The sequence below is a fragment of the Methylomonas sp. 11b genome (assembly GCF_000515215.1).
Classification (GTDB): Bacteria; Pseudomonadota; Gammaproteobacteria; order Methylococcales; family Methylomonadaceae; genus Methylomonas.
Genome location: NZ_KI911557.1, coordinates 451,436 through 464,749 on the forward strand (window position 1 = coordinate 451,436; position 13,314 = coordinate 464,749).

General features: G+C 52.3%; 8 protein-coding genes and 1 pseudogene. 2 read left to right on the forward strand and 7 right to left on the reverse strand.

Annotation, left to right across the window (positions count from 1 at the left end; all coding sequences use genetic code 11):
• Positions 1-408: 408 nt before the first annotated feature.
• Both METH11B_RS0102200 and METH11B_RS30090 read left to right on the forward strand, forming a co-directional pair.
• Positions 409-906: an AAA family ATPase gene (locus tag METH11B_RS0102200; RefSeq protein WP_026600583.1), complete on the forward strand. Its 498-nt coding sequence runs from the start codon at positions 409-411 to the stop codon at positions 904-906.
• A gap of 151 nt (positions 907-1,057) precedes the next feature.
• Positions 1,058-1,387: a TfoX/Sxy family protein gene (locus METH11B_RS30090; protein WP_026600584.1), complete on the forward strand. Its 330-nt coding sequence runs from the start codon at positions 1,058-1,060 to the stop codon at positions 1,385-1,387.
• Positions 1,388-1,530: 143 nt separating this feature from the next.
• On the opposite strand, the pseudogene tnpC reads toward METH11B_RS30090, so the two are convergent.
• The 7 genes and pseudogenes from tnpC to METH11B_RS0102240 form a co-directional block, all read right to left on the reverse strand.
• A pseudogene (gene tnpC / locus METH11B_RS0102210) lies at positions 1,531-2,547 on the reverse strand (IS66 family transposase); the annotation flags it as partial.
• Positions 2,548-2,667: 120 nt separating this feature from the next.
• Positions 2,668-5,661, reverse strand: a complete 2,994-nt coding sequence (locus METH11B_RS0102215; RefSeq protein ID WP_026600586.1) for a Tn3 family transposase — start codon at positions 5,659-5,661, stop codon at positions 2,668-2,670.
• A gap of 63 nt (positions 5,662-5,724) precedes the next feature.
• Positions 5,725-6,342 carry a recombinase family protein gene (locus METH11B_RS0102220; RefSeq protein WP_442919020.1) on the reverse strand — a complete coding sequence of 206 codons (618 nt, stop codon included), beginning with the start codon at positions 6,340-6,342 and terminating at the stop codon, positions 5,725-5,727.
• A gap of 257 nt (positions 6,343-6,599) precedes the next feature.
• Complete coding sequence (locus tag METH11B_RS0102225) at positions 6,600-7,211, reverse strand: hypothetical protein (protein ID WP_026600588.1); 612 nt, start codon at positions 7,209-7,211, stop codon at positions 6,600-6,602.
• Entirely contained in the window at positions 7,198-7,686 is a 489-nt protein-coding gene (xrtM, locus tag METH11B_RS0102230; RefSeq protein ID WP_026600589.1) for an exosortase family protein XrtM, read from the reverse strand. Before xrtM ends, METH11B_RS0102225 begins: the two co-directional genes overlap by 14 nt.
• A 137-nt stretch (positions 7,687-7,823) precedes the next feature.
• On the reverse strand, positions 7,824-8,648 hold the full coding sequence (locus METH11B_RS0102235; protein WP_026600590.1) for a hypothetical protein: 825 nt from the start codon (positions 8,646-8,648) through the stop codon (positions 7,824-7,826).
• 13 nt (positions 8,649-8,661) lie between these two features.
• Complete coding sequence (locus tag METH11B_RS0102240) at positions 8,662-13,311, reverse strand: RHS repeat-associated core domain-containing protein (RefSeq protein WP_081733733.1); 4,650 nt, start codon at positions 13,309-13,311, stop codon at positions 8,662-8,664.
• Positions 13,312-13,314 lie beyond the last annotated feature (3 nt).

The following is a 13,314-nucleotide window of genomic DNA, read 5'->3' on the forward strand; positions in this document are numbered from 1 at the left end:
ACGATATTTAGAAAATATCTTTTTCCAGATGTATTCTTATGAAAATCAATGAGTTGAATAATGTGCGTTTTTGGGTGATTTTCATGCGGGTCAGTGTAAATTGAAGGGCTAACGTAAGCAATATGCAAATACATGCTTCAATTGATTTCAGCGGACTGATGGCTGGGTATTTAAGCCCCGGTTTTTGTGATTGCCCTCACTTTGGGTCGTTTATACATTCACAGTTTTTCACTGCGACAAGGCTTGCTTTTTTCTCCGCGTTAGCGGCTTCGTCCAACAAGTGCATCAAGTTCGCTCCCTTCGGTCGCCCGATTCGCAAAAGCGAGGTGCTTTTGCTCTCGGCTTATGCACAGCGTTAGCCATCTCGCCCCAGACTTATCTCACTGCACTCTTTAAGAAGAATTCATCATGGCAACGGTTCACATAGTCTTTGGCCAGCAAGGTGCTGGTAAGACAACCTATTCAAGTACGCTTGCCGATCAAGAGCAAGGCGTGCGTTTTTCAATTGACGATTGGATAGGCGAGTTGTACGCCCCGGATTTACCAAATCCGATAAACATCGCCTGGATAATGGAGCGCGTCCAACGTTGCGAGCAAAGAATCTGGGCGGTGGCGTCAGATGTGGCGCAACGTGGCGGAAACGTGGTCCTAGACCTCGGATTCATGAAGGTCGCCGACAGGTCCAGGTTTGTTGCTCTGGCCCAAGCTAAGAGTCTTTCCGTGCGCACCCACTTTGTAACTACGCCCCTTGAGATTCGGAGAAATCGTGTTCTCTCTCGAAATGTCAGCAAAGGTGATTCGTTTTCTTTTGAAGTAACGCCCGCCATGTTTGACTTCATGGAAACGCAGTTCCAGATGCCCACCGAAAGTGAACTGTCAACCTCTGTCGTGTTCAACCCCCAATGACGGCACAGATAGTTCAGAGCCGCCCGAGGGCTAACCCGGCAGTCACATGGACCTCGCACGAAAGGCCGCACAAGGCCTGTTACCTTTCTTTACGCTGGGCCCCTGCACCAAAGGCGGTACCCAATCGCACCCCAAAGTAAATTGAGCAACCGTGGCTCGAGACAAAGGACTTGAAGAGATAGTCTTCGACGATCTCAGAACGACACCTGGCATCACGGACAAAGCAATGTTTGGCGGCTGGGCTTGGCTACTTTGGGGAAATCTGCTCTGTGGAGCACGTGATGACGGAATGCTTTTGCGGTTGGGAAAGGGTAACGACGATTGGGCTCTCGCCGTCCCAGGCATTGAGCCCATGGTCTCTCGCGGGAAACACATGGCTGGCTGGGTTCGCGCCGATTCGCGCGCTTTCGGAAACGACGAGATGCGCAGCAAACTCATAGCTGCCGCTCTTCAATTCGTTTCCTCGCTGCCCAAGAAGTAGGGCCTATGTGTACGGCATCTTCGGCGTTGCCGCCTAGCGCTCTTGAGCTCTCTCATTGTTTCAGCCATCAGTGGCCCAACATGGCGCTCAACCTCGCTCCCTTCGGTCGCTGGACGCTGCGCGATAAAGGTAAGCGAGTGACCCTACCACTTTGCCCTTTCAGGCAAAGTCTGTTTAATGGCGTCGATTTGCTCCGGTGTCAAAGGTAGCAATTCATCAATGCGGCTATTGGGCCAGATCGGCAGTTTTTCCAACGTCTCCTTTAACCATGCTACCGGGTTTAGACCATTAAGCTTGGCAGTACCGAGTAAGGTTTGAATAGCGGCGGCACGTTGCCCAGCACGTTCGGAACCGGTAAATAGCCAGTTCTTTTTGCCCAGCGCAATGGGTCGGATGCAGTTTTCCACCGGGTTATTGTCGATGGGCAGATGCCCTGTTTCCGCATAGCGGATCAACGCTGGCCAACGTTTTAAAGTGTAGTCCAAGGCTTTGGCAGACGCACCGCCGTGGGCGGTGCCGATACGGGTTTTCATGAGCCAGTCATGGAAGGCTCGCAGTTGTGGCAGACTCTTTTCCACACGCAATTGCCGACGGGCTTCGATGCTCATTTCTTTGCCTTCGGCTTCGATGGCATAGAGCGCACCGATGCGCTGCAAGACTTCAAAGGCCATGGGACTTTGATTGGCTTGATGTAAATCGAAGAACTTTCGGCGCGCATGGGCCAGACAAGCCAGCTCGATGCAAGCTTCGCCGTTGCCCGTGTTCGCGAACAGGGCTTTGTAGCCGACATAGTCATCGACCATCAGGTGACCTTTCCAGGTGCCCAGAAACTGACGAGCATGTTCGCCGCCTCGGCCCTTTTGGTAGTCGAAGACGATGAGTCGCGGTCCGGCATCCGCCAGATCGTTGCTGCGATAGGCCCAGAGATAAGCTTTCTTGGTTTTGCCGCTGCCGGGGTCGAGTTGCGCCACCGGCGTTTCGTCGGCATGCAAGGTATTGCCTTGCAGTAGGTGCCCAGTCAGACGATCTACCAAGGGTTGTAGCGCCACACCGACGCGTCCGACCCAGTCGGCCAAGGTTGACCGGGACAAGATGAGGTTGTCACGGGCGGCGATTTGCTCCAGGCGATAGAGCGGCAGATGGTCCTGATATTTGCCGATCATGGGGTTTGAGGCGCAGTGGAACGGAAAACCGGGTTAGCGCTTATCATGATGCGCCTTTGGGGTGGCCGCATTCGAAATTGTAAGCATCGATTTTGCTGCAAGCAGCGCTAACCACCTTCAGTTATCTTTGCCCTCTTGATCGCGTAATGGTCTTAGCTCTCCGTTCGCGACCGATTCCGGTACCGAAAACGAATACCGTCCAAACATGTTGATATGTTCATGCTGTAAAGGCGACAATCGGCTGACATCTTCGTCACTAACCGGATAACCTTCCATTCGAAGTTGGTTCAATGCGGCCTCCATATAAATGGTGTTCCATAACACAATCATATTCAGCACAAGGCCGAGAGCCCCCAATTGATCTTCTTGGCCTTCCCGATAATGTTGACGTAACTCGCCGCGTTTGCCGTGGAAAACTGCACGGGCTACGCTGTGACGACCTTCTCCTCGATTTAGCTGGGTCAGAGTACTCCGGCGCATGGCCTCGTCATCAATATACATTAAGGTGTGAAGCGTCTTCTCAATACGCCCGAATTCGGCAATAGCCTGGGCCAATCGAGTTGGCCTATCGCCTACTTGAAGTGTACGCATGATGCCGGAGGCGGGAACTCTGCCCAGCTTAAGCGAGCCCGCCAACCGTAACATATCGTCCCAATGTGGCGTTATTTTCTTCAAACTGAGTTGATGCTTTGAGATCGAATTGAGTAAACCGTAGTCAGCTTTGGGATCAATCCGCCAAAAGCGGGTGCCGCCGACATCGGCTAAACGCGGACAGAATCGGTAACCGAGCAGGCGAAACAGGCCAAACACCACGTCGCTGTATGCACCGGTGTCAGTCATGATCTGCGTCGGTTGTAGATCGGTTTGCTGCTCAAGCACCACCGCTAATAAGATTAAGCTGTCCCGTAGCGTACCCGGCACCAGGATGGCATTCAGTCCGGAAAACTGGTTCGATAGTAGATTGTACCAAGTCACACCGCGACCGGTACCATAGTATTTTGGGTTGGGGCCGGCATGAACAGTACGCACAGGGACAACGAAACGCATGCCATCCGCTGAGGCTACCTCGCCGCCACCCCAGACATTCGCCAACGTAAGGCGGCTTTGTGCCGCGACCAGTGTGGCGTTGGCTGCGGTTAAGGTGTCGTCACGAATGTAGTTCTGGTCGACCCAGGATAACCGGTCACGTTTAAGCGCCGTTACATCCCCTCGAATCAATGGCTCCAATCCGGTATTACAGGCTTCGGCCATCAACACCGCGCACAAACTGACATGGAGATCGGTGGCACGTGCCGAGCGTTCCGAGACATGGGTAAAAGCATCGGTGAAATTCGTGCGTGCGGCAATCTCCAGCATGAGCTCCGGCAGCTCAACTCGCGGCAACATATTGGCAACTTTATCGCGTAGCGCGGTCAGCGAGGCCGGTTCGTCCAATTTGTCCAGTGGACTGAGTACCAGTTCTTGTTTGTCGCCAATCGTATCGAATCGCACTGCTTGATTGTCAGGCAGTCTGGCGGCAACGGCTCGGTAAGTAATATCCAGCTCGTTGGTTATGGCCGTGAGCGTAGGCTCTGGGGCAGCGGATAATCCGAGCGTTCGGCAGATCAGTGGCCGCGTAGTTTCCCATTCTTCGCCTTTAAGCAGACCGGCACGCGGATCGGCATAACGCCAACTGGGCGCAACGAACACGTCCCGCCGGCGTAATGCGGTTTGTAATTTCTCCAGCACACAAAAGGTGTAGGCGTGTAAATCGAATGAATCATCATCGCCCTGCACATGTTTTTGCCACGACTTGTCAGCCAATTCGAGCGGCGCATCGTTTCCGGGTTTCTTCAGGGTGATATTGGTGCGTAGCCAATCAAAAGCGGCTACGACTGGCTCGCCATCAGAGTTTGCCCCGAAGCGGATATGCTCAAGCAGTGCGGGCAAAAACCGACGCACCGTTTTGTACTTGGCATCAAACTCATGATAATACACGTCGTCAGCGGGCCGAATTAGGGCAATCACACCATCAACGGCTTGCGTCAGTGCGTCACGCGGAATTCTCTCAAACAATTGGGAACGCAGCTCAACATCGGGGAGCCCCGTATCCAACAGAATTTGGCAGGCGCCGGCTAAGGTTGCAGCCGCTTTATCGAGGTCTTTCAGCGTGCGAAGCCGCGCTTTTTTATCGGCTTTGATGGCGGCATTAAACAGGTCGCGTAGTAGCGCTTCCAATACTTCCAGCGCATCGTCTTGCGCAGTGGCCTCCAAGCAATGCACAAAGGCAACCAGTGTAGCCAGTCGGCGCTGATGCGGCAAACGCAATATTGCACTTACTTTGGCGGTACTCGCGTATCTGGCCAAGGCCGCCAAGCGCGTCGTCGGAATGTGAGCCACTGACAATTTAATGCCAAGTTGGCGTACCGAATGTAGTCGAAGCAAAGCTTGTATCAGCGATGGGCCGCTAATCATCACCGGCCCAGTCCGCAAGCGATCCAATTGTGAATTACGATTGCCGTCTGCTATCAGCAAAAGCTTTTCAAGCCCTGCTTGCTGTCCACTACTGATGCCACGGCACAGCGATTGCCATAGTCGCTTCTCCACCCGACTGCGCAGACGGGCGATGTAACGTTCGAGGGTACTATAGCCTGGCAGCAAAACCTTATGCGTTACCAGCCAGGTAGTTGTTCGCTCGAACAGCACACTAGGCCGGTCAGTACCCGTCCAGCACAAAGAATATAACCAGCGAGTGAGACGAAAACCGACTTGAGGCTCGGTAATTTCGACATAGCCATAACAAGTACGGATTTCTGTCGCATGTTGCAATCGCTGTTCACCGAGGCTGTACGCCCGCAGACTATCCGTGATCGTAAGGCCCAGTTGCTTGGCTAGCGTTTGCATGACCGGAACGGGTATATCCAGCGGGTCGTCCAGGAAAGTACCCAAGTAGCGAACGGTGCAAAGTTGAGCGGCGAAACCAAACCGGTTGTGATCACCGCGCTTTTTGGCGATCAGCGCATGAGCAGCGTCATCAAGATGAAAGTAACGGGCCAAGTCATCACCTGATAAAGTCGCGGTAAAGCGGCCATAATTTTCACGCTGTTCGTTGGGCAGAAAGCCGACAGGCATATGATTTAACTTTACCTATAATGGTTGGCGCTGGCCTTGCGATATCACCAGATTAAACGTCTTCTAACCACTGGCCAGCAACTTTACCCCATCCGGCCGCAGTTCTCCCTTGGGTGAAACATGTCGATACAATGTTTGCCGGGTAATGCTCAGTTCCTTACAGAGATTTCCTACCGTTGTTTCCGGCTGCCCCATCGCCGCCATAGCCAGCCGTAGTTTGGCAGGCGTCATCTTAAAGGGTCTACCGCCTTTCCTACCGCGTGCTCGGGCTGACGCCAAACCGGCTACAGTTCTTTCTGAAATCAATTCACGCTCAAACTCAGACAGCGCGGCAAAAATGCCAAAGACCAGCTTGCCGGCAGCGGTTGTCGTGTCAATAGCAGCGCCGTGGCCGGTTAAAACCTTGAGACCAACACCTCTAATGGTTAGATCATGTACCGTGTTAATCAAATGTCGGAGATCACGTCCCAGTCGATCAAGTTTCCACACCAGTAAAGTGTCTCCTTCACGCAATGCCTTGAGACAGGCAGCTAAACCGGGGCGGTCTTCTCGTTTTCCCGATGCATGATCTTCATAAAGGTGCTTTGAATCGACACCGGCCAGCATTAACGCATCACGCTGCAAATCGCATGCCTGAGAACCGTCTGCTTTTGAAACCCGCATGTAACCAATTAACATCATTCCGCCTTGTCACTTATACGTTCGATTAAGTGACAGGGCTAAAGAATATTCTTTACTGCGCCAAAATTGTCACTTAAACCGTCATTTATAGTATGACATGCAAAAGGTATGAAATTAATATTTAGTGACAAAAATCGCACCGGAAATTCGATGTTGGCAAAAATTAGCGCGGCTCACGCTTGATTTCAAATCATCAGAAAATTGTCACAAGGTCAATTTAGACCAAGGGAATAGCGCAGTCGTCAGTACATGGCACATCAGACTCGCAACAATCCACGCTGTATTTGAATAGACAACCAAGCGGCCGCGATCCCGAGCAGCCAACGACCGCCCAATTCGCAAAACACCATCCAGTCCACATACCACGGAATAGCACGAGGACTACTGCCTGACTCGGCGATGTCTTGAAACGATATTTCTAATTTGCCTAATAGCTGTGCCGGCAAAGTGGCCATAACCACCAGAACTGCAGCCAACAAACCCAAACCGACCAACAATAATCGCTGCCGCCAGCCTTGCACCGGCCAAACCAGCAGAATCGAACCTTCAATCACTAGCGGCACAAAGCTATGCAGCAAATGGGCGGATGATTTCAACTCGGTGCCAGGCGGAATGAAATGATTGGCGTTCAAGTAAACAGGCCTAAGCACCCAGGCCGACAACTCAATCGAATAATCCAATTGAGATTGCACTGATTTCAGTAAGTTTAAGCTTGATGATAGGTCGGGAGCCATTGAGATCATGACCGCCTTAAGCAGCGGGAACAGCCCTTTTGCCAGCCATTCCCCAAAATACAAAACCAAGCCGGACAACACTAGCCAGGCCAGCAGACCTTTCATGGTCAGAACAAACAGCTCACGCCGGTTCATGACTTTGATTCGTTGAACCGAACGCCCACCAGGCAAAATAAAAACACCCCAACACCACCATTAAGGTCGGTGCCACATAGGTATGAATCAGCTGAAACCAGCCGGGTTGGTAAGCGATGACGAAATACAACGCAAAGATACGCAGTAGATTGAGGCTATAAATCAAACCGATGCCCAGCAATAAACCGAGCAGTTTCCGCTTTAATCCGCACGGAAACACCAGAACGGCGGACACCACCAAAAACAACACACCGGCACCGTCACAGCCACGCACGATCTCCAGATCGGCCTTGGCCGAAAGCAAATGATTCTGCTTGGCCGATACATGCTCCAACGGAGCCAGCCAGTTGACCAGATCGGCGCAAATTGCCACCACGCCGTGGTAGTAGATGACATTGGCAAACAGGCCGACTGGAATCTTAAAATAGGCGTAGTCGAGTAGCGCGTAGCAGGCTACGAATAGTATGAATTGCAACCTCTCATGTCGGCCATATAGGCGACTAGCCTCAGAAGGGAGGTTGCATGAAAACAATAGCGTTACCTTCCATGTCGTGTTCAAGACGTCCAGGCTTTTGGTGGACTCGATGCTGGCATCCTATAAGCCTTATCGAGTTATTTCAAAAGCTCAAACGACTTCTGATATTCCTTTGATAATGCTGAATATCTCTGTGCCAATTCAGGTGCCTGTCCTAATTCAACGCCTTGTGTCAGCAAGTACCTTACTATTTTGTCACTTCCATGCAATACAGCCATTTCGATCAAAGACCATCCATAACCATCACGAGTATTAAGATCAATTGATGAGGGTAAGGCGGCAGCAAACTTTTCTGGATCGTTTTTTCGCAAAGATTTCCCCAGTTCAGATTCGTCGGGTCGTCTAAGATTTTGCTCTCGCGGCGATCTGAGGTCTTGTACCAAGCGTCCGCCAGAATCTAGGTATTTCGCTGCCTCCGGCCCGACATAATTAATACCGATATGCTCGAAACGCTTACGGATTGATTTTTTGAAGGCGTTGAAGATCGCAAGAGAATCCGGATGCATGGAATTCGTGGACAGGCATCCCTTAATAAAGCCTTCTCCCCACTCTTCGCTTTTGTGAAAGCCGCAAGGGTCCAAAAATACAAAGTCGTAGTTTGGAGGGTCACCAATCTGAGAGGGCATAAACCCGTACTTTTCGGGAGTTTGCCGTTTATCCCAAAATTTGAATGGCAGCTCAGCGTTAACTGGCAATACGAAAAACCTAGTCTCACAAGAACTTGGCCATTTACAAAAATCAAAATCAGGTACTTCTAAAGGCGATTTATAAACTGGAAAATCCGGTTCAAGCCGCCATTCATCCACAACATATTTCAGGTCAAATTGCGATGAAATATCCGATATGACAAGAGCATAATCATTTTTTGTTGCAAAATGATAGATGGAATGACCCCTAGACATTACTTGATTACCTTTACTTTGAATACACAGATCGCATCATATTGGTATTGGCTTTGTTTGGGTAGAGCACGAAGCCACCATTGGCTGATGAGCTCCAAAAATTGGAAGAATTCCAATTGATGGAACTTGTATTGGGAACAATGTCGCTGCCAGCTCCAACCGAGCCCACACCACCTGGCGTTAGAAAATCAATCACAAAATTGCCGACATCATTCCACGTAATTCCTGTCCCGAAAATACCGCTACTGGCGTTGGCACTGCCCGCTGCTGTGGCACCGATAACGCCGCCGGTGACTTTTGAAACCATTTGAAATTCGCTATCCGGACGAAGATTTTGAATTTTAACACCTGCCGCAATTTCTCTGGCTACTGGCGTAATACCATCGGCGCGCGTAGTCACGGTGTTAATGATCAGCTCTTTTCCTGTTTGAATATTTTTTAGCACAATATCGCCATAGGCTCCACCTTTAGCGCCTCCAGTAGCAGGATTGGGAATTAAAACTTCTGCTTTGCCGCCCCCACTTTTCAGCACCCAGTCACCAGTAGCGAGATATTCATCCGCAATCGCTTTGTTCAGCGCCCTGGTTTCAGCAGATCCTAATCGGCCACCTAATTTTGCAAGTCCTGAAACGATATTGGAAATTAGGTCCAATCCCGTTGGATCATTGGCGTTAACCGGGTTGTTATCGACATAGGCATAGAAATTAATTCCAGCCGCAAACCCCTTCGGGTCTTCCGAGATAAACCGCCCAGTATTGGGATCATAATACCTGGCCCGATAATAATAAAACCCGCTCTCCCCATCGGCTTCCCGGCCGGTATATTTCTGCGCGGCGTTGCTGGTACCGGTTGAGCTTAGGTTGCCGCCGAAGGCGGTGTAGCTTTGGGTGGCCTGGATTTGGCCGTCGTGGGCACTTTGCCCCAACACAGATTGCAAGGCGTCGTGGTGGTAGGTACTGTTGACCATCCTGTTGTTGGCGTCGCGGTGGTAGCCGTTGACCACTTCGTCGATCACCGTGCCGCGCAGGTATTGGTCGCGTAACGCGCCGTTACTCTCGTAAATGGCTTCCAGGTGTTCGCCTTCCAGGTAGTAACGGCTGGTCAGGCTGGCGGCTTTTTGGATGCGGTAGCCGGATGGATCGTAGCGGTATTGGCTGGTGTTGATTTGTTTGACGCGGTTGTTGGCGTCCCAAGTTAAAGTTAGGCTGCGGTTGCCGCTGACGTTGGTGAGGCTGCCGTTGGCATCGTATTGGTAGCTTTCGAAGACGGTACCTGTTGGGCTGCCGGTGCGGATGTCTTTGAGCTGGTTGGCGGCATCGACGTTGTAATATTTGACGCTGCCGGCCTTTGTATAGGTCTTGCGGTTGCCGACCTTGTCGTAGCTGAAGCTTTCATCGTTGGCGGTACCGGGGTAGTCGGCGCTGAGCAAACGATATGCCGGGTCGTAGCCGAAGGTAGTGGTACCCGTGACTTGGCCGCTGGCGTTATGGTCGATCTGAGTCAAAATGTTGCCGAGCCGGTCACGCGTGTAGCTCGTATCGTTAACCAGCTGGCCGGTAAGCGTGGTATTTTTCAGTTGCGTCAAGCGGCCCGCTGCGTCCCAGCCGTAGCGGGTTTGGGCGCCGTTACTGAGGATGCGGTCCAGTAACCGGCCCGCGCCGTCGTAATGGTAACTGACTTGCAGGTATGCAGGGTTGGTCTCGGCCACCAGACGATTGGCATTGTCGTACTGGTAGTCGGTGATGTCACCCTGGTAGTCGGTTTTGGTGTCTATATTACCGACCGGGTCGTAAGCCCAACTTAGGGTTTTGCTGGAGCGGCTGTCGGTTTTGCTTTTGAGCTGGTGTTTGGCGGTGTAGGTATACGTATAGGTGACATCGGCGTTTTGGCTTTGGATCAGATCGCCAAATAGGTCGTAGGTATAGACTTCCTGACTGCTGTCGATTAAATGATCGGTTTGGGTCAGACGGTTCAGACGGTCGTAGGTGTGCCGGCTAACCTGGCCCTTGCGGTCGGTGGTCTCGATCAGGTTGCCGGCTTCGTCGTAGACGGACAGCTGGGTCTTGTCGGTCGGGGTTTCGATGAGCGGATCGACGGTTTCGGTCAAGCGTCCCAGGTCGTCGTAATGGAAGGCAGTGGTATGGTTTTCGGCATCGGTAACTGTAAGGCGGTTGCCGAGCAGATCGTAACTGTAGGCGGTGATGTTGCCTTGGGCATCCTTGCTTTGCTTGAGGCGATTTAACTCGTCATATTGCCGGCTTTCGCTGCAGCCGTCGGCGTTGAGGGGTTGATGGCCGGGGTCGCCGACATTGCTGATCGCATTGGCGTCGATGAGGCAGGTTTGGTTGCCGTTGGCGTCGTAAGAAAAACTGGTCTCGAAGCCCAAAGGATCGACGACCTTGGTCAAGCGACCGACGGCGTCGTACTCGCTTTTGACGGTTTCGCCGTTGTCGTTGGTGACGGCAATCGCTTCGCCCCGTAGATTGTATTTCGTTTCAGTGCGATGGCCGTTGCCGTCGATGGCCGCCGTTTTACGATTCATCGCGTCGTATTCGTATTTTGTGGAATGGCCGTTAGCATCGATCTGGCTGCTTAGATTGCCGGCTTCATCGTAACCGAATTGGCTGGTTTTGCCGAACACATCGGTGGTAGCGATGCGGCGGTCGGCGGCATCGTACTGATGGGTGGCGTCAGTACAGATGACGTAGCCGCCGCTGGGAGCCGCACAGCCCACTTTGGCTACGCTGGTGGGATACCAAGTCTTTTCCTGAGCCACTTGGCCGTTGGCGTCGAACACGGTTTCCTGGATGCGGCCTTCGGGATCGGTGACCTTGACGGGCCGGTCCAGCGAGTCATAGGTATAGGTGGTGGTTAATGCCAACAATGTGGCGTTGGTCGGCGAAGTCCGACGATAGAATGTTTCGGTTTGTTTCCGGCCCAGACTGTCATAGGTGAAGTGGGTATGCAGGGTCTGCCCGGACCCGGTGACATTGGTATCAGCCAGCTTCAAGCCGTTACTGCCCGCCTCGTAAGTGTAGGCGGTAACCCGTTTGCGGACGGTGTTGCCGGGTATCAGATACTCGGTCAGCGTCGCCAGAGTGCCGTCGGCATTCCAGCAATAATCGTGCAGTTTGACGTTGGCTTGGCCGTTCAGCGTAGACAGGGTCAGCGCTTGCGGCTTACCGTTCAAGGCGCAGCCGGCCGTGCTGGTATAAAAACTGGTGGTGATGACGGTGCCGCGCTTGTCCTTGACCGTGGCTACTTGATCGTAAGGACCGTAAGTCGTGTCGACGGTTTGATTTAAGGCGTCTTGCTCGCGGGAAACGTTGCCGCCGGTGTCGGAGGCACCGCTCAAGGCTTTGTCGAGCCGGTAGCTGTATTGCGTGGCATAACCCAGCGCGTCATACTTTTTATTGCGAATACCGTCGCTTTGGTTTTCGAACAGCAATAAACCGCCGTCGGCTTCTTCCAGTTTGGTCATCCGGCCGTCAGCATCATAACTGTAGCGGCGGATGCCGCCGCGTGGGTCGGTGACGCGGGTGGTTTTGCGGTAGAGGTCGTAGTCCAGGGTTTCCGTGTGGTTCAACGCATTGTGGTAATTGAAGGCCCGACCGTTTTGGTAGTAATTGAAGGTGGTTTTGACGGTCTGGCTGTTGCGTTGCAGCGGCTGAACAATCTCGTGCAGCAAATGCCCGGCTTGATAGGTATAGCTGACGACTTGGTTCAGGGGGTTGGTTTTGCCGGTCAGATCGCTGCCGCTAAAGTTATAACGCCATTGACGTCCCGTCCAATCGGTAATGTCTTTGAGATGATTGTCGGCATAATAGGTGAACACCAGACCGCTACGACCGCTAATACCCAAATTATCGGTCACCGTGGACAGTCGCCCGTTGGCATCATAAGTCAGGGTCAAACGGTCGCCCCAAGAATTATCGATGAATTTCAAACGAGCAGTGAGGTTGGGCGTGGTTTTTAAATTACCGCTAACCGTCTCAAAGGTGTATTTAGTGCCGTTTCTGAAGGTCAGCGTGTGCTGACCCGCGGCGCTGTCCAAGGTCAATGTGTCGTAGACGCCTTTGGGGGTGGTCACTGCATAACTGGTTTCATTAACCAAAAAGTTCTGCTCGCCGCCGCGTTCGTCGGTATAGGTGATCGACGAGGTTTTATTGTTGGCGTTTTCCGATTTCTGTATGCTGTTGCAATTGGGACAAATCCCGAAATCGTTGGATTCCAGACGCATGCCGTAGGAATGCACCCAACCGAAACCCAGTCCACGATCAACCGTCGTAGCACTGGGCGCGCTGTTATAGGTGCGGGTGAACAAGTAGTTAAGCGCATTGCGCCCGCGAATCTGAATATCGGTTTCGTCGTGGTAATTGTTGCCGGAGACCGTTGACACCGGGTCCGCCGTCGATGGCGTCTTGACTTGATCGTTATTGACTGTGCCGACCAGTATCTTGTCATTGAACTGATCGTTATTGAAAGTTGGGGAGACCGATATGGCACCGGTATTAATGGCGGTAGCCGGTTCAAGCGCTACACGGCCATCGACGTAACCGCCCGCGAATATGGATTCCGCCAACATCAAGTTTAAAACGGCGAACGTTGCCACCATCCAGTGGCGACGAATAGGTCGGTTAATCGGGTTGCGGTTCCGGTCCATGTT